Origin of the sequence: Bradyrhizobium sp. USDA 241 (assembly GCF_049739505.1) — a bacterium.
Classification (GTDB): domain Bacteria; phylum Pseudomonadota; class Alphaproteobacteria; order Rhizobiales; family Xanthobacteraceae; genus Bradyrhizobium; species Bradyrhizobium liaoningense.
The window spans coordinates 278,272-293,773 of sequence record NZ_JBMGPZ010000005.1; the positions used below are offsets into that span (position 1 = coordinate 278,272).

Annotated in this window: 16 protein-coding genes and 1 pseudogene; 11 read left to right on the forward strand and 6 right to left on the reverse strand. The window is 64.4% G+C overall.

The features are described 5' to 3' along the window. Nucleotides 1-81 precede the first annotated feature (81 nt). Nucleotides 82-783 (reverse strand): class I SAM-dependent methyltransferase, encoded by a 702-nt coding sequence (locus ABIF91_RS23030; RefSeq protein WP_028178736.1) that lies wholly within the window; start codon nt 781-783, stop codon nt 82-84. A 114-nt stretch (nt 784-897) separates the two neighbouring features. On the opposite strand from ABIF91_RS23030, the gene ABIF91_RS23035 reads away from it, so the two are divergent. Next, a complete protein-coding gene (locus ABIF91_RS23035; protein ID WP_028178735.1) occupies nt 898-1,419 on the forward strand; it encodes a Dps family protein in 522 nt (173 codons plus the stop codon). Between the two features lie 44 nt (nt 1,420-1,463). On the opposite strand, the gene ABIF91_RS23040 is transcribed toward ABIF91_RS23035, so the two are convergent. Together ABIF91_RS23040 and ABIF91_RS23045 are read right to left on the reverse strand one after the other, a co-directional pair. Next, nucleotides 1,464-2,732, reverse strand: a complete 1,269-nt coding sequence (locus ABIF91_RS23040; protein ID WP_038952271.1) for an IS256 family transposase — start codon at nt 2,730-2,732, stop codon at nt 1,464-1,466. Between the two features lie 200 nt (nt 2,733-2,932). Continuing rightward, nucleotides 2,933-3,453, reverse strand: a pseudogene (locus ABIF91_RS23045) (hypothetical protein). Nucleotides 3,454-3,598: 145 nt separating this feature from the next. Here ABIF91_RS23045 and ABIF91_RS23050 point away from each other — a divergent pair. Continuing rightward, complete coding sequence (locus ABIF91_RS23050) at nt 3,599-3,814, forward strand: hypothetical protein (RefSeq protein ID WP_028178734.1); 216 nt, start codon at nt 3,599-3,601, stop codon at nt 3,812-3,814. Nucleotides 3,815-3,860: 46 nt separating this feature from the next. On the opposite strand, the gene carA is transcribed toward ABIF91_RS23050, so the two are convergent. Further along, on the reverse strand, nt 3,861-5,051 hold the full coding sequence (gene carA / locus ABIF91_RS23055; RefSeq protein WP_028178733.1) for a glutamine-hydrolyzing carbamoyl-phosphate synthase small subunit: 1,191 nt from the start codon (nt 5,049-5,051) through the stop codon (nt 3,861-3,863). 146 nt (nt 5,052-5,197) lie between these two features. Here carA and ABIF91_RS23060 point away from each other — a divergent pair, with 146 nt between their 5' ends. The 7 genes from ABIF91_RS23060 to ABIF91_RS23090 all read left to right on the forward strand — a co-directional run bounded on the left by ABIF91_RS23060 (nt 5,198) and on the right by ABIF91_RS23090 (nt 10,773). Beyond that, nucleotides 5,198-5,908 carry an alpha/beta fold hydrolase gene (locus tag ABIF91_RS23060; RefSeq protein WP_028178732.1) on the forward strand — a complete coding sequence of 237 codons (711 nt, stop codon included), beginning with the start codon at nt 5,198-5,200 and terminating at the stop codon, nt 5,906-5,908. A 51-nt stretch (nt 5,909-5,959) separates the two neighbouring features. Continuing rightward, a complete protein-coding gene (locus tag ABIF91_RS23065; protein WP_025032166.1) occupies nt 5,960-6,415 on the forward strand; it encodes a GatB/YqeY domain-containing protein in 456 nt (151 codons plus the stop codon). A 125-nt stretch (nt 6,416-6,540) separates the two neighbouring features. Next, entirely contained in the window at nt 6,541-7,677 is a 1,137-nt protein-coding gene (locus ABIF91_RS23070; RefSeq protein ID WP_028178731.1) for an epoxide hydrolase family protein, read from the forward strand. Nucleotides 7,678-7,801: 124 nt separating this feature from the next. Then, nucleotides 7,802-9,412: an AMP-binding protein gene (locus ABIF91_RS23075; RefSeq protein ID WP_424579415.1), complete on the forward strand. Its 1,611-nt coding sequence runs from the start codon at nt 7,802-7,804 to the stop codon at nt 9,410-9,412. 9 nt (nt 9,413-9,421) lie between these two features. Next, nucleotides 9,422-9,889 (forward strand): MarR family winged helix-turn-helix transcriptional regulator, encoded by a 468-nt coding sequence (locus ABIF91_RS23080; protein ID WP_035674245.1) that lies wholly within the window; start codon nt 9,422-9,424, stop codon nt 9,887-9,889. A gap of 69 nt (nt 9,890-9,958) precedes the next feature. Next, nucleotides 9,959-10,327 carry a nuclear transport factor 2 family protein gene (locus tag ABIF91_RS23085; RefSeq protein ID WP_424579416.1) on the forward strand — a complete coding sequence of 123 codons (369 nt, stop codon included), beginning with the start codon at nt 9,959-9,961 and terminating at the stop codon, nt 10,325-10,327. A 2-nt stretch (nt 10,328-10,329) separates the two neighbouring features. Next, complete coding sequence (locus ABIF91_RS23090) at nt 10,330-10,773, forward strand: hypothetical protein (protein ID WP_028178727.1); 444 nt, start codon at nt 10,330-10,332, stop codon at nt 10,771-10,773. Between the two features lies 1 nt (nt 10,774). On the opposite strand, the gene ABIF91_RS23095 is transcribed toward ABIF91_RS23090, so the two are convergent. Then, complete coding sequence (locus ABIF91_RS23095; RefSeq protein WP_028178726.1) at nt 10,775-13,006, reverse strand: ATP-binding protein; 2,232 nt, start codon at nt 13,004-13,006, stop codon at nt 10,775-10,777. A 240-nt stretch (nt 13,007-13,246) separates the two neighbouring features. On the opposite strand from ABIF91_RS23095, the gene ABIF91_RS23100 reads away from it, so the two are divergent. Further along, entirely contained in the window at nt 13,247-14,020 is a 774-nt protein-coding gene (locus ABIF91_RS23100; protein ID WP_028178725.1) for a DUF2189 domain-containing protein, read from the forward strand. A gap of 99 nt (nt 14,021-14,119) precedes the next feature. Here ABIF91_RS23100 and ABIF91_RS23105 read toward each other — a convergent pair whose 3' ends face one another. Beyond that, nucleotides 14,120-14,926, reverse strand: coding sequence for a transglutaminase-like domain-containing protein (locus ABIF91_RS23105; protein WP_028178724.1), 807 nt, complete (start codon nt 14,924-14,926; stop codon nt 14,120-14,122). 382 nt (nt 14,927-15,308) lie between these two features. Here ABIF91_RS23105 and ABIF91_RS23110 point away from each other — a divergent pair, with 382 nt between their 5' ends. Next, nucleotides 15,309-15,485: a hypothetical protein gene (locus ABIF91_RS23110; RefSeq protein WP_193374347.1), complete on the forward strand. Its 177-nt coding sequence runs from the start codon at nt 15,309-15,311 to the stop codon at nt 15,483-15,485. The last annotated feature ends 17 nt before the right edge of the window (nt 15,486-15,502 follow it).

Sequence of the window (15,502 nt, forward strand, 5' to 3'; positions counted from 1 at the left end):
CCGCGTAGACACTTCCGCCACCGGGCCATCCGGATTATTCCCGATCGGCGTGCGCCAAGCTACCACGGCTGGTTTTTATGCTTAACGGACCAGAGGCGGCCGCGCGACGAAGGTCATGCGCCAGCGATTGTGGCCGATATTGCCGTGGGCGCGCTGGACCGCGAATCCGGCCGCCTTCAGCTTGGCGGTGATCTCGTCTTCGCTGTAGCGCTGGAGCCCGATGCGCGAGCGCAGCTGGCGATAATCCGACAGCGCGGTGCTGATCAGCCCGATCAGCGCGTCTTTCAGGAAGCCATGGCGCAGGCCGAAGCCGAGCAGCGCCATCACGTCCCTGCCCATGCCGACATTGGGCTGGAGAATGTCGCCGAGCACCAGCTTGCCGGAGGGCTTCAGGATACGGCGGATGTTGAGGAGGGCGGCATCGAGCTCCTCCGGCGTCATGTATTGCGCGACCGAGTTCATCACGACGAGGTCGATCGACTGGTCCTGCATCTTGCGGATATCGTCGAGCGAGCGGACGCGGATCTTGGTTTTCGGGGCAAACCGCGCGATCAGCCGCCCACGCACGCCCGGCGCGGGCTCGGCCAGGATCAGCTTGCCGCAGGCGGCCGCCACCTCGTTCGCCGACAGTGCTTCCCCACAGGCATAGTCCAGCACCGTCGCATCGGGCGAGGGGATGTAGCCGATGATGTCCCGCGCAATGATCTGGAAGTGCAGGTCGCGATGCAGCTTGCTGACATAGATCGTATGCGTCGAGTCGTAATAATCGATCCAATCGTCCATGCTATTCAAAGGTCCCGGCCAAACGGTTCCGATGGAGGAACCGGCGCTGCCCACCTTGCGTTAGGGGTGCGACGGCGCGCCGTCAATGTCCGCGTCCTAACAGGAAGGTCTCCCGTGAGCAAAACCAGCAAGGTCTCGCCCGATCTCGATACCCCCACTGATCTGTCGTCCGACGGAGTCAAGAAGGTCTCGGAGGCGCTCAACGTGCTTTTGGCCGACGCGTTCGCGCTTTACCTCAAAACCAAGAATTTCCACTGGCACATCAGCGGCCGGCATTTCCGCGACTACCATCTGCTGCTCGACGAACAGTCCGACCAGATCTTCGCCACCACCGACCAACTCGCCGAACGCGTCCGCAAGATCGGCGGTACCACGCTGAAGTCGATCGGCCAGGTCGCAAAGCTCCAGACCATCAAGGACAACAACGAGGACTACGTCCCGCCGCGCGAGATGCTCCGCGAGCTGATGCAGGACAACAAGCACGTCGCCGCCGCGATGCGCAAGGCGCACGAGGTCTGCGACGAGGCCGGTGACGTCGCCAGCGCCAGCATCCTCGAAAACTTCATCGACGAGACCGAGCGCCGCACCTGGTTCCTGTTCGAGGCGACCCGGCAGGAAGGTGCGAACGAAGCGTAAGGCCACAGGCTGAGCTATGGCTGATTTTGGGTGACGCGGCCTGATCAGGCGGCGTGGCTTTCAGTGTTCGGAATGACTTCGATTCCGTCGATGAACTTTACACCGGCGATGACTTTCGGCAACTGGTTCGTGCTCTTCAATCGCCGCCAGGTCTTCGATGCGGCGTCGATGAGCTTGAACACCATCAGCTTCGCAGTTTGTTGCGACAGCGATCCCTTGGTCCGCACCGTTCGGTGGCGCACCGTGGCGAAGACGCTCTCGATCGGGTTCGAGCTGCGTAGGTGGATCCAGTGCTCAGCAGGGAAGTCGAAGAAGGCGAGCAGCGCATGGCGATCCTTGATCAGGCACTCCACCGCACGTCCGTATTTGACGTGGTATTTCTCGACGAAGACGTCGATCGCGGTTTCAGCTTCGGCCCGGTGTGGGGCCAGATAGATGTTCCGCAGGTCGTTCTTCATGGGGCCCTGCACGGATTTGGCGACCTTGTCGAGTACGTTGCTCACTTTATGGCACCAGCATCGTTGGTGCCGCGTGCCGGGAAAGGCCTCGTCCAGTGCCTTCCAGAAGCCGAGGGCGCCGTCGCCGATGGCGAGTTGCGGGGCAATCCGTAACCCGCGTTGCCGCAGGTCGATCAGGAGTTCGCGCCAGCTCTGCGCGCTCTCGCGCACGCCGACCTGGAAGCCGATCAGCTCCTTCTTGCCTTCCGGCGTGGTGCCAATCAGCACCAGCATGCATTCGCTGTGATCTTCCATGCGGGCCTGCAGGTACACGCCATCGGCCCAGATGTAGACATAGCGACGCGCCGACAGATCGCGTCTCTGCCAGCGTTCGTACTCGACCTGCCAATCGGCCTTCAGGCCGGCGATCACCGAAGGCGACAGGTTCGGCGCATCCTTGCCGAGCAGCGCCGAGAGCGCCTCCTGGAAGTCGCCGGTCGAGATGCCGCGCAAATAGAGGACCGGGATCAAGGCATCCAGGCTCTTCGTCCGCCGCGCCCATAGCGGCAGGATTGCCGAACTGAAGCGGAGGCGGTCGCCTGGCCCGCTCGCTCCGCGGTCGCGGACCTTGGGACGAGCGACCTCCACCGGACCGATGCCGGTCGCAATCTCGCGCACCGGACCGTGCCCATGTCGGACCAGGCGCGCTCGACCGTCGGGCAGCGTCAGATTGGCCGTGCTGGCCAGAAACGCGCCAACCTCGATCTCGATCGCCCTGGCAAGCAGGTCCCGCGCGCCGGCACGAACGATATCGGTCAGTGGATCATCAACCGCGGACGGCTGACGGAAAGCAAGAACATTGGTAGTCTCGGTCATGGCGTATCGCTCTCCTCGAGAGGTTCTGGCAGGCTCGTCACCCGCTTCGATACGCCGCCTTCCTCACACCGTCATCACCCAGATTCCGCCATAGCTCCCACAGGCTGCAAGGGTGGGTTAGCCGACGGCGTAACCCACCACGTCTGTCTCGGCGGAATGGAAGTGGTGGACTACGCTTTCCTACGGCACCGCGCCCGCAGCTACCGCCACAGCCGTATCAGCGCCCCGTCCCTGCCTGTCACGGGATCGGCGGGCGGCAGTGCCACGTTTGGAATCGTCTTCAGCGCCCTGGCGTGGTTCTCGGGCGTCGCCCGCGTGATCTCCATCTTCGATCCCGGCGGGTAAGCGCCGATCACGCAGAAATCATCGCTCGCCTGGATGCACTGATGCCCGGTGCCGGCCGGCAGGATCGCGACGTCGCCGGCCTTGATTTGAAGCTCCTGCCATGATCGCCGCCGAAGCGGACGCTTGCACTGCCGCGCGCGACGCCGAGCACTTCGTGCACCGTCGCGTGATAATGCAGATAGTCGTAGACGCCGTTCCGCCACGTCCCGCCCCAGCCATTGCGCTCGAACAGGTCTTCGATGGTCTCTTCCGGATGCTTCGGATCAAGCTTCACCGCGCCCTGGTAGACCAGGAACGGAAGGATGTTGTTCGGCACGAGGCCATCGTCTTCGAACACGATGGCGAGCGGCTCGGCATTGTCGCGGACGACGGACATGGGGGCTCCCACTGGCAACGGACCGGAATCAAGAGGGTGCAGGCCCTCTTGTTCCTCACGACACTCCATACGCCGGCTTGACCGAGATCAAGGCGCTGGCGGCCAATGGCGGGCACGCAGATCGAAGCGAAGGAGGGGGAACGCCATGTACGCATCCGACGTTGCGCAACGTCATTTTTCGGCGGCCGTCAACGAGGCGGAGACGGCCGGCCTCGGGCACGAAGCCGTCTGCCGGGCGTTGCTCGGTTTGGTGATTTCGAAATATCTGGAGACGAGGTCGGTCGCCGACATCCAGGCGGAACTGCGCTTCATCGCCGAGAACTGCGATCCCGACACGGACTTCATGTTCATGCGTCCGTGACGGAGCCGGGCCTCGGCGGACTGATCCGCCGGGCGGTCTTGTTGCCTTACGCGCTCTTTCTCTGCCGCATCAGGTCGGCAAAGCGCTTGAACAGATAGTGCGAGTCGCGCGGGCCCGGCGAGGCCTCGGGGTGGTACTGCACCGAGAACACCGGCTTGCCGTCGAGCTGGATGCCGCAATTGGAGCCGTCGAACAGCGAGATGTGGGTCTGCGTCGCGCCCTTCGGCAGCGTCGTCTCGTCGACGGCAAAGCCGTGGTTCATCGAGGTGATCTCGACCTTCCCGGTGGTCTCGTCCTTGACGGGATGATTGGCGCCGTGATGGCCCTGGTGCATCTTCTTCGTCTTGGCGCCGACGGCGAGGCCCAGCATCTGGTGGCCAAGGCAAATCCCGAAGGTCGGCGTGCCCGACTTGATCACGTCCCGGATCACGGGCACGGCATATTTGCCGGTCGCAGCCGGATCGCCAGGGCCGTTGGACAGGAACACGCCGTCCGGCTTCATCGCCAGAATGTCCTCGGCTGAGGTCGTCGCCGGCACCACCGTCACCTTGCAGCCGACCCCGGCGAGCAGGCGCAAGATGTTGCGCTTGATGCCGTAGTCGATGGCGACGACGTTGAATTCCGGCTTCTCCTGCCGGCCGAAGCCTTTGTCCCACAGCCACGGCGTCTCGTCCCAGCTGAAGCGCTGGCCGGAGGTGACCAGCGGCACGAGGTCCATGCCCTCGAGGCCCGGCCATTCGCGCGCTTCTTCCTTCAGGCCGTGCAGGTCGAACTCGCCGGTCCTGGAATGCGCGATCACGGCGTTGGGCATGCCCTTGGAGCGGATCAACGCGGTCAGCGCGCGGGTGTCGATGCCGGAGAGACCGATGATGCCGCGCGCCTTCAGCCAGCCGTCGAGATGCTTGGTGGCGCGATAGTTCGAGGGATCGGTGATCGCGGTGCGCAGGATCACGCCGCGCGCGCCCGGCGTCGCCGCCATGTTCACCGTCTCGATGTCGTCCTCGTTGGTGCCGACATTGCCGATATGCGGGAAGGTGAAGGTGATAAGCTGTCCGGCATAGGAAGGATCGGTGAGGATCTCTTCATAGCCGGTCATCGCGGTGTTGAAGCAGACTTCACCGACGGCGTGGCCTTCGGCGCCGAGACCGAAGCCCTCGAGCACCGTGCCGTCGGCAAGCACGAGGAGCGCGGTCGGTTTATGGTCCGGCCAAGCGGTATCGTTGTCATGTTGTGTCATGAGCCCGCTTCATAGTCCCCGCAGGCGCCGCCGTCAAAGCGGAGAACCGCCGATTCACATGCGTTTTTGCATATTTGACAGCCCGTCTCGGGCACTTAAGCTCGGCGGCACAATTTCCGGCACTTTCCTGGGCTTGCGAGGCAATAATGGACCAGACCACCCCGATTCTGCTGGTTCCGGGGCTGGCCTCCTCGGCCCGGATCTACGCCCCGGTGATCCCGGCGCTATGGCGGTTTGGCCCCGTGATGATTGCCAACCACATCCGCGACGACAGCATCGCGGCGATCGCCCGCCGCATCCTCGCCGAGGCGCCGCCGCGCTTCGTCCTCGCCGGCCATTCCATGGGCGGCTACATCGCCTTCGAGATCATGCGCCAGGCGGGTGAGCGCGTGACCAGGCTCGCGCTGATCAACACGCAGGCGCGGCCCGACACGCCGGAGGCGACCGCGCGCCGGCACGCCCAGATGGAGCGCGCCAGGCGCGGCGAGCTCCGCGCCGTCCGCGAGGAGAGTTTTCCGGAGCTCGTGCATCCGTCGCGGCGCGATGATGCCGATATTCTCGCGCTCGTGCATGCGCAGGACGAGGACGTCGGCGTCGAAGGCTATCTGCGGCAGCAGACCGCGATCATCGCACGGGTGGATTCGCGCCCGACGCTTTCAGCCATCAAGTGTCCGACTCTGGTGCTGACGGGCGATACCGACAACACCATCCCGAATGCGCTCTCCAAGGAGATGGCCGAGGGCATCGCCGGCGCCAGGCTCGTGATCCTCGATCGCTGCGGGCACCTGCCGCAAGCCGAACAGCCGCAAGCGACAGTGCGGGCGCTCGCCGAATGGCTCGGAACCGAGGTTGTCTGAAGGCCACGAACGGCCTAGATCAGGCGTCGGATATTTGAAGGGGTCACGATCATGCTGCGCGACGATATCAACAATGCGGTCAAGGAGGCCATGAAGGCCAAGGACGAGCGCAAGCTGTCCACGCTACGCATGGTCAACTCGACCATCAAGAATGCCGACATCGATGCCCGCGGCAACGGCAAGCCGCCGCTGTCGGACGCCGACATCCTCGCCGTGCTGCAGAAGATGATCAAGCAGCGCCAGGAGGCGGTCGAGCTCTACGACAAGGGCGGCCGCGCCGAGCTTGCCGCGCAGGAGCGCGAGGAGATCGCGGTGATCTCGGCCTACCTGCCGAAGCAGATGTCAGAGGATGACGTGAAGAAGGCGATCGCGGACGCGATCGCCGAGACCGGCGCCGCCGGCATGAAGGACATGGGCAAGGTGATCGCCGCGCTGCGCGCGAAATACGCCGGCCAGATGGATTTCGGCAAGGCCAGCGGCTTGGTGAAGGCGGCGCTGTCGGGCTAAGTCGTCATTCCGGGCACGCGTAGCGCGAGCCCGGAATCCATCGCGCTGCTGAGTCCGTTGCTTAATGGATTCCGGGCTCGCGCTACGCGCGCCCCGGAATGACAAGAAGAACAAGGGAGGCACCGATGAACGCCATCAAGCCGTTTCGCATCGACATCAGCGACGACATCCTCTCCGATCTCAAGTCACGCCTCGTCCGCACGCGCTGGCCGGATGCTGAACTCGTCGACGACTGGAGTCAGGGCGCTCCGCTGAAGTGGATCCAGGAGATCTGCGCCTACTGGGCCGACGATTACGACTGGCGGGCTCGCGAGGCAAAACTCAATCGCTTCGAGCAGTTCACCACCGAGATCGACGGGCTCGACATCCACTTCATCCATGCGCGCTCGAAGGAGCGGTCCGCGCTGCCGCTGATCATCACCCATGGCTGGCCGGGCTCGATCGTCGAGTTCCAGAAGGTGATCGCGCCGCTCACCGATCCCGCCGCGCATGGCGGCAATCCTGCCGATGCCTTCCACGTGATCTGTCCTTCGCTGCCGGGCTTCGGCTTCTCCGCCAAGCCGAAGACCACCGGCTGGGGCGTCGACCGCATCGCGGCGGCCTGGGCAAAGCTGATGGATCGGCTCGGCTATGCGCGCTACGGCGCGCAAGGCGGCGATTGGGGTTCGGCGGTGACGACCTCGCTCGGCGCACAGGACGCCGGGCATTGCGCCGGCATCCACATCACGCTCGCCTTCAATGCGGCGCCCAAGGTCGAGGGCGAGCCGACGGCGGAGGAGAAGCGCGCTCTCGCCGGCCTCAAGCATTATGTCGATCTCGATTCCGGCTATTCCAAGCAGCAGTCGACGCGCCCGCAGACGCTCGGCTATGGCCTCACGGATTCACCGAGCGGGCAGGCGGCCTGGATCCTGGAAAAATTCTGGGCCTGGACCGACTGCAACGGGCATCCTGAGAACATCTTCAGCAAGGACGAGCTGCTCGACAACGTCATGCTGTATTGGGCAACGCAGACGGCGACCTCCTCGGCGCGGCTCTACTGGGAGAGTTTTGGCAAGCGCCGCACCACGCCCGTGGTGCAGGTGCCGACGGGCGTCGCCGTGTTTCCCAGGGAGATCATCACGCCGGTGCGGCGCTGGATGGAGCCGAACTTCCCGGACATCACCCACTGGAGCGAGATGGAGAAGGGCGGCCATTTCGCCGCCTTCGAGCAGCCGGAGCTGTTCGTACGCGATGTCAGGAAGTTCTTCGCGACGGTGCGATAGCTCTCTCGCTGTCATTCCGGGCTCGCCCTGCGGGCGCTCCGGAATGACGTCGCGGGGCTTGTCCCGTGCGTTCGCAGCCCTAGACTGACGAGAACAACAAGATACCGGGAAACGATTCAAGCCCATGCTCACCGAAGCCGCAACCTACGACGAGCTCTATCGCAATTTTCGCTGGGACATCCCCGCGCGCTTCAACATTGCGGAAGCGTGCTGCGATCGCCATGCTGACGGCACGGGGCGGCTTGCGCTGATCTATGTCGACGAGAACGGCGCCACCAGCCGCACCTCCTTCGACGAGATCGCCGAGATGTCGCGCCGCTTCGCCAATGTGCTGAAGGCGGACGGGCTTTCCGGTGGCGACCGCGTCGCGGTGTTTCTGTCGCAGTCCCGGGAGTTGCCGATCGCGCATATGGCGGCGTTCCGCTCCGGCATGATCTCGATCCCGCTGTTCGCGCTGTTCGGCGAGGACGCGCTGGAATTCCGCCTGTCGAATTCGGAGGCGAAAGCCATCGTCACCGACGAGGGTGGCTGGGAGAAGCTCGCAAAAATTCGCGATCGTCTGCCCGACCTGAAGACGATCTATGTGGTCGGCGGGCGCGCGCCGGTGGGAACGACGTCGTTCTGGGATGCGGTGAAGGCCGCATCGGCCGACTTCGCGCGGGTCGACACCTCGTGCGATGATCCCGCGCTGATCATCTACACCTCGGGCACGACGGGCAATCCGAAGGGGGCGCTGCATGCGCACCGCGTCCTGCTCGGTCATCTGCCGAACGTGGAGATGTGTCACAACTTCCTGCCGCACCCCGGCGATCTCATGTGGACGCCGGCGGACTGGGCCTGGATCGGCGGGCTCATCAACGGCCTGTTCGCGTTCTGGTACCACGGCATCCCCCTCGTCGGTCACCGCGCACGCAAATTCGAGCCGCAGGCGGCGATGCAGATGATGGCCGATCTTTCCGTGCGCAACGTCTTCCTGCCGCCGACCGCGCTGAAGCTGATGCGGCAGGCCGGCGTGAAGCACTCCGGCGTCAAGCTGCGTAGCATCTTTACGGGCGGCGAGTCGCTGGGCGGCGAATTGCTCGGCTGGGTGCGCGAGACGTTCGGCATCGACGCGCATGAAGTGTTCGGCCAGACCGAGTGCAATCTCGTGATCGGCAGCAACTCGAACCTGTTTCCGATCCGCCCCGGTTCGATGGGCAAGGCGACGCCGGGCTTCGATGTCCGCATCGTCGACGACAAGGGCGAGGAATTGCCGCGCGGGCAGCGCGGCACCATCGGCGTGCGCCAGCCGTGCCCCGTCACCATGCTCGAATATTGGCGCAATCCGGAGGCGACGGCGAAGAAATATGCCGGCGAGTTCCTGCTGACCGGCGATCTCGGCGTGCAGGACGAGGACGGCTATTTCTGGTACGTCAGCCGTGAGGACGACGTGATAACCACCGCCGGCTATCGCGTCGGCCCGTCCGAGATCGAGCACACGCTGATGAAGCATCCGTCGGTGGCGATGGCGGCGGTGGTCGGCATTCCGGATCCGATCCGGACCGAATCCATCAAGGCCTGGATCGTGCTGCGTCCGGGCTTTACTGGCAGCGACACGCTCGCGCGCGAGATCCAGGAGTTCGTCAAGGTGCAGCTCGCCGCCCACGAATATCCGCGCTTCGTCGAGTTTGCCGAGACGCTGCCGATGACGGCGACGGGCAAGGTGCTGCGGCGCGAGCTGCGGGCGAGAGGCTAGCTTCCTGCCATGGCAAAGGCGCCTCAAGCCGCGGGACTTCACCGCGCCTCACTCACGAAGCTGCACGATCTGGATGCGGCGCTCGAGCTCATGTATTACGGCTGGCGCGGGATGACGCTGGAGGCCGACGCATATCTTGCGAAGCAGGGCCTGTCGCGTCCGCACCATCGTATCCTGTACGTGGTGGCGCGCAGGCCCGACATCGCGATCGGCGCGCTGATCGAGATCCTCGGCATTTCCAAGCAAGCCCTCAACCGGCCGCTCAATCTGCTGGTGGAGCGCAAGCTCGTGACGTCGAAGCGTTCGCCCGAGCAGCACCGCTCGAAATTGCTACGCCTGACGGAAGCGGGGCGGCGCATCGAGCAGCGGGCCTCCGACCACGAGCGCAAGGTACTGCGCGAGGCGTTCGATCGCGTCGGGGCGTCGGGTGCGGCCGGCTGGATGGGCGTGATGGAGGCGATCGCCGACAACAACTAATTCTCAAGTCAACATGGTTGACATGAAGCGCGGGCTTTGCCACTTTCCCTGCCAGGGAGGATCCGTGTCATGAGCGGACAGGCAATGAGCCGCGCGACTGCCGAAGGCTTTGTCGCGGCATGGTGCGCGAATTGGTGCAGGGTCGACATCGACGCGGTCGTCGCGCATTTCGCCGACGATGCGCGGATGCGCAGCCCTCTCGCTCTCACACTGACGGGTTCTCTTGTCGTCACCGGCGCCGAGAACATCCGTGCCTACTGGCGGAAGGCCTATGGCCATGTCGAGCGCGCCGACCTGAAGATCCTGAGCTGGAGCTGGGACGACACCATCGCGCGCCTGACGGTGTGGTGGCAGCTGGGCGACACGCGCGCCAGCGAATTCATGGATTTCGACGATGCCGGCCGCGTCGTGCGCAGCGAAGCCTTCTATGGAAAATGACGATGCACGTTTCTGATTTCGTCCTGCTTCTCAACACGCTCTGGTTCGTCGGCGCCTTCATCCAGTTCAGCATCGCGCAAGCGAACACGTTGAAGATCCTGCTGCCGCGGGAAGAACGCAGCAATCCGATCGCGCCGACTCTGGCGGCCAGCGTGGCGTTCCTGGGCGGGATGAATCTTCCGATCGGGCTCCTGTCGCTCTATCTTCTGGCCGCCCGTCCATCCTTCTTCCAGCCGAGCGAAGCGCAGCTCGCGCTGTTCCTGTTCTTCGCCGCCTGCCATTTCAGCCAGTTCGCCTATAACGTTCCGGTGCTGATGCGCGGAGGCCGCGTCGGGGTGGCCTACTGGCCCGTGTTGAAGGGCCCGATGCTCCGGATCTTCGTCATCGACGCGGTCCTGTTCGCGGCCAATCTCGGCGTGGCGCTCCAGCTCGCGATCGGCTCCTGATCTACCGCGACGGCTCCGAGAGGGCGGCCCGCAGCATCGCAGCAAGATCCTTGCGCCGGAACGGCTTGGTCAGAATGCGGGCGTCGCCGATCTGGTCGGGCGTCCTGACGGGGCTCTGGCTGTAGCCGGAGGTGAAGAGAACCTTGAGACCAGGCCGCAGGCCGGTTGCCTGCTTCGCCAGCTCCGGTCCGAACATGCCGCCGGGCATCACGACATCAGTGAGCAGCAACTGGATGTCTCCGGGCTGGCGCAGCACATCCAGCGCCGCCGGCCCGTTCGATGTCGCGATGACGCGATAGCCGAGCGACTTGAGCTCGTTCTCGACATAGGCTCGCACCATGTCGTCGTCCTCAACGACGAGAATCGTCTCGTGTCCGTCGGGTGCGGCGACCTGCTCTGGCGGCAGCGGTTCCTCATTCGGCGGCGTCGCGAGGCGGGGGAAGAACAGCCTGACGACGCTGCCTTGACCCGGCTCGGATTGCATTTGCACCAGTCCGCCGGATTGTCGCGCAAACCCGTAGACCATGCTGAGGCCGAGGCCGGTCCCCTTGCCGACTTCCTTGGTGGTGAAGAACGGTTCGAACGCGCGCCCCAACACCTCGCGGCTCATGCCGGTCCCCGTATCCTTCACGGCCAGCATCACGTAGTCGCCCGGCCGCGGCTCGCCGTTGACGTCGAGGTCGGATTCACCGAGCGAGATGTTTCGGACCTCGACCATCAGCCTGCCGCCGTCGGGCATCGCATCGCGCGCGTTGAGCACGAGGTTGAGCACGGCCGTCGCCAATTGGCTGGGATCGACGCTGGCGAGCCATAGATCCGGCGCGAGCGTGAAGCTGCTGTCGATGTGCTCGCCCAAGGTCCGCCGCAGAAGCTGCTTCATGCCGGTCACCTGCTCGGCGATGTCGATCTCTCGCGGTCGCAGCGGCTGCTTGCGCGCGAAGGCGAGCAGGCTCCGCGTCAGGTCGGAACCGCGCTCGGCGGCGGTCGCAATGTCGTCAGCGATCCGCTGCAATTCCTTGTTGCCCGCAAGCCTGTCGGCGAGGTGCTCCGAGTTGCCGAGAATGACGGTCAGGAGATTGTTGAAATCGTGCGCCACGCCGCCGGTGAGCTGGCCCATGGCTTCCATCTTCTGGGACTGGCTGAGCTTGTGGCTGAGATCCGCGATGGCGGCGCGCTGCTGCTCGAGCGATTCGGCCGTGCTGTTGAGCAGGGTCATCAATCCGCCGAGTTCGCCGCCCGGGTGGGGCTCCGGAATGCGCGCGCTGAGATCGCCGCGCCCGAGACTCTTGGCCATGGCGGCGAGCCGTCCGACTTGGCGCCCGACGCTCACGGTCGTAAGGATCCAGACACCGGCGAGCAACAGAAGCGAAGCCACCGCAAGGATTGCCGTGTCCTCCAACAGCCGGCGATTGGCCGCCGCTAGCAGTCCGTCCTTGGATCGGCCGACCAGGACGGTGAGGCCGGCCTTGCGGATCGAAGGTGAGCGGGCAACGGCCCAGATCTGTGTATGGCCCATGCGGTCGCTCACCTCGCGAAACGGCTCGCCATCGGGCGCTGCCGCAAAGCGGAACAGGTCGGAACCTGCAATGGATCCGCCGACGGGCACACTCCAGCCGCCGCCCTTGGGGGCGACCAGCACCGTACCCTTGGCGTCGATCAGCAGGATGTCCTTCTCGGCGAGCAGCCGTTTGTCGTGAAATTCTGCGAACTTGTTGAGGTTGAAGGACGCGAGCAGCACGAATTTCAGCGCACCCGCCTCCGATCGCACGGGATAGGCGATCTGCAGCACCGATAGTCCGGTGAGCCGGCCGAACACCGGCTCCACTGCGACGACGCCATGAAGACCTTTCACCTGCTTGAAATAGCCGCGGTCATTCAGGTCGAGCGTGCGGTTGGTCCGCAGCGAGTCGCAGAACAGACGGCCGTCGGGATCGATGGTCAGGATGCCCGTGAACTGCGGGTATTCTTCGCGGACATCAGACAGAAATGCCGAGCACGCCGCCTTGTCGCGCGTGTCGAGATCGCGGGCACGGGCGAGCCCATAGTGAAGCTGGGCGGTGCCCTTGATCTTCTCGTCCAGATCGTCCGCGATGTCGTCGGCGGATGCGACCAGATTGGCCAGCGCCGCGTCGATCTCACTGGCCCGGTTCTGCACGAAACGGAGCCCGACCAGGATCGCCGGCACGAGCATGGCCGCGATGACGAGGATCAGTAACCGGGTACGCAGGCTCATCGGTGGGCGATCGGCTCTCAGGCGAGGGGGCTCGGAGGCACAATTTGAGGCACGATCATCTGCCCCGTCCATGGTCGTCGGCGCGAATATCGCATCAAAGGCTAAAGATTTCGCATTGCGATCATTGTCTCGTCGCCGCTCTCTTCGCGCCGGCCGGCATCAAGTTGCGCCTCCGCGCGGCGGCGCTAATATCGCCGCAAGCGCGCAACGAATAATCGCGCCGGTTTGCGGAGGAAGCTGATGTCCATCTCGGGCAAGGTCGATCCGGTGGTACGTCCCGTGGCGGCGACCGACATCGCCGAGGCGCTGGTCGAAGGCCTGCGCGATTTCCAGGCGCTGCCTCTTTACGGTGTCTGCTTCGGTGCGCTCTACGCCGCCGGCGGCATCGCCATCATGCTCTGCCTCACGGCCTTCGGCATGGTCTATCTGGTCTATCCCCTTGCCGCCGGTTTTGCGCTGATCGGGCCCTTCGTGGCGATCGGCCTCTACGAAATCAGCCGCCGCCGCGAGCGCGGCGAGCCGGTCTCATTCGGTGCGATCTGGTCGGCGATCCGTTCGCGCAGCGAGATCGGCTGGATGGCCTTCGTGACGCTGTTCGTGTTCGTGGTCTGGATGTACCAGGTGCGGCTCCTGATCGCGCTGCTGCTCGGCCTCAATGCCTCGTTCTCGAGCTTGCAGGAGTTCATGACGGTTGTGCTGACGACCAACGAGGGCCTGCTGTTCCTCGGCATCGGCAACGCGGTCGGTGCCGTGTTGTCGCTGATCCTGTTCTCGCTGACCGTGGTGTCGTTTCCGCTGCTGCTCGATCGCGACGTTGATTTCGTCACGGCCATGGTGACGAGCGTACGTGCCGTCGTCGCGAGCCCGCTGCCGATGATCTCGTGGGCCGCGCTGATCGTGATGCTGCTGATCGTCTCGGCGCTGCCCTACTTTCTCGGGCTGATCGTGACGCTGCCGGTGCTTGGGCATGCGACCTGGCATCTCTACCGGAGGCTGGTGGCGCCGGTCGCCTGAGAGGGAGCCGGTCGCAACGGTCAGGCGCTCACCCGCCTGTGGAATTTCGCCCGGCGCGCCTTGTCCCTGCCAAGCAGAGCGCAGCGGGCGCGTCCGCCATCAGGGAACCTCGTCGGTCCAGACCTTGAAATTGACCAGAGTATTCGGACCGAAGGTCTGGGTGATCGGGACATCTGCGGCATCGCGTCCCTGCGCGATCAGCACGCGGCCGATCCGCGGTGTATTGTTGCGGGGATCGAACATGCGCCAGCTTCCGCCGATGAACGCCTCGAACCAGGCAGCGAAGTCTCCTGGAGGCCATGGCTGCGGTGTGCCGATGTCACTGAGATAACCGGTGCAGTAACGCGCCGGGATGTTCATGCAGCGGCAGAGCGCGATGGCGAGATGGGCATAGTCGCGGCAAACGCCCTTGCCTTCCTCGTAGGCTTCGCGTGCCGTCCTGGTTGAGCGCGCGTGCTCATAACCGAATGTGATACGATGATGAACGAAATCGCAGATCGCCTGGACCCGCGCCCAACCCGGCGGCGTCTTCTCGAACAACTTCCATGTGATATCCGTCAGGTGATCGGTGTCGCAGTAGCGACTGCCCAGCAGATAGACGAGCGTGTCGGTCGGCAGCGCTTCGACGGCATGCTGAAACGCGTCAGGGAACGCGGGGTCGGGCAAGCCGCTGTCGCGAATGACGCCGTCGGCGGCAAGGCGGAAGGCGCCCGGCGGAGCCACGATGCGGCTGCACCAATTGCCGAAGAGGTCGCGATAGGGACTAATGGTCACCGGGGGGCTGGTGGTGAGCAAGTCGGGCACGATGACATCGGAGGCGCGCGTGAAATGCGTGCCCAACACCGTGATCATAGGCGTCGGCTGCGTGAATTCGTACAGCATCTCGAACCCGACGCGGAGCTTCATGCGGTACGTTCCCTTGGCTGCGCCTTTAACATGGCTACGAAGCGGCCGAGCACAAGACTTCGCCGGCATTGTTTCGCTTGGGTGATGCATCTGGCGCTTAGAAGCGCGTGCGGGCGAGAAATCGATAGCTAATTGCCGTGAATGCGCGCACGGTGCGGCAACGTTCGAAAGGCTGTCGCTTCTGCGGACACGCAGCTCATCGACTGTGCGCGGGCGACCTGAGATGGCTCATTCCCCGCACCAGTGGAGCGAGCACATCGCGACGCCGTAGGGGCGGTCGTTTTGTGCATTGCCCGTTTTGGCGGGGGAACGGGCGCCTGCTGCATTGCCTGAAACGTCACCGCGGTTCGATTTGAGGTCGAACGCCAACCGAAAGCACCAGATGCAAATTCTCTCTCCACGGCAGGTCAAGACAGACGAAGCGGTCCGGCTCGGAGTTGAGTCCGGCTGGTACGCGATCAAGGTCAGCGGGACCTTTGTCTCGGGCCCGCACGAGTCGGAAGCGGATTGCCGTCGCAAGATCGACGAGATTCACCCGCCGCTGACCAAGAAGCGATGAGGAGGCGGAGTCCGGCC

Bases quoted from the DNA above. Each gene is read 5' to 3' on its own strand.
- ABIF91_RS23060 (WP_028178732.1), top strand. From the start codon at position 5,198: ATGGACCAGACCACCCCGATTCTGCTGGTTCCGGGGCTGGCCTCCTCG.
- carA (WP_028178733.1), bottom strand. From the start codon at position 5,051: ATGACACAACATGACAACGATACCGCTTGGCCGGACCATAAACCGACC.
- ABIF91_RS23090 (WP_028178727.1), top strand. From the start codon at position 10,330: ATGCACGTTTCTGATTTCGTCCTGCTTCTCAACACGCTCTGGTTCGTC.
- ABIF91_RS23070 (WP_028178731.1), top strand. From the start codon at position 6,541: ATGAACGCCATCAAGCCGTTTCGCATCGACATCAGCGACGACATCCTC.
- ABIF91_RS23050 (WP_028178734.1), top strand. From the start codon at position 3,599: ATGTACGCATCCGACGTTGCGCAACGTCATTTTTCGGCGGCCGTCAAC.
- ABIF91_RS23040 (WP_038952271.1), bottom strand. From the start codon at position 2,732: ATGACCGAGACTACCAATGTTCTTGCTTTCCGTCAGCCGTCCGCGGTT.
- ABIF91_RS23075 (WP_424579415.1), top strand. From the start codon at position 7,802: ATGCTCACCGAAGCCGCAACCTACGACGAGCTCTATCGCAATTTTCGC.
- ABIF91_RS23110 (WP_193374347.1), top strand. From the start codon at position 15,309: ATGCAAATTCTCTCTCCACGGCAGGTCAAGACAGACGAAGCGGTCCGG.
- ABIF91_RS23085 (WP_424579416.1), top strand. From the start codon at position 9,959: ATGAGCGGACAGGCAATGAGCCGCGCGACTGCCGAAGGCTTTGTCGCG.
- ABIF91_RS23095 (WP_028178726.1), bottom strand. From the start codon at position 13,006: ATGAGCCTGCGTACCCGGTTACTGATCCTCGTCATCGCGGCCATGCTC.
- ABIF91_RS23080 (WP_035674245.1), top strand. From the start codon at position 9,422: ATGGCAAAGGCGCCTCAAGCCGCGGGACTTCACCGCGCCTCACTCACG.
- ABIF91_RS23030 (WP_028178736.1), bottom strand. From the start codon at position 783: ATGGACGATTGGATCGATTATTACGACTCGACGCATACGATCTATGTC.
- ABIF91_RS23105 (WP_028178724.1), bottom strand. From the start codon at position 14,926: ATGAAGCTCCGCGTCGGGTTCGAGATGCTGTACGAATTCACGCAGCCG.
- ABIF91_RS23100 (WP_028178725.1), top strand. From the start codon at position 13,247: ATGTCCATCTCGGGCAAGGTCGATCCGGTGGTACGTCCCGTGGCGGCG.
- ABIF91_RS23065 (WP_025032166.1), top strand. From the start codon at position 5,960: ATGCTGCGCGACGATATCAACAATGCGGTCAAGGAGGCCATGAAGGCC.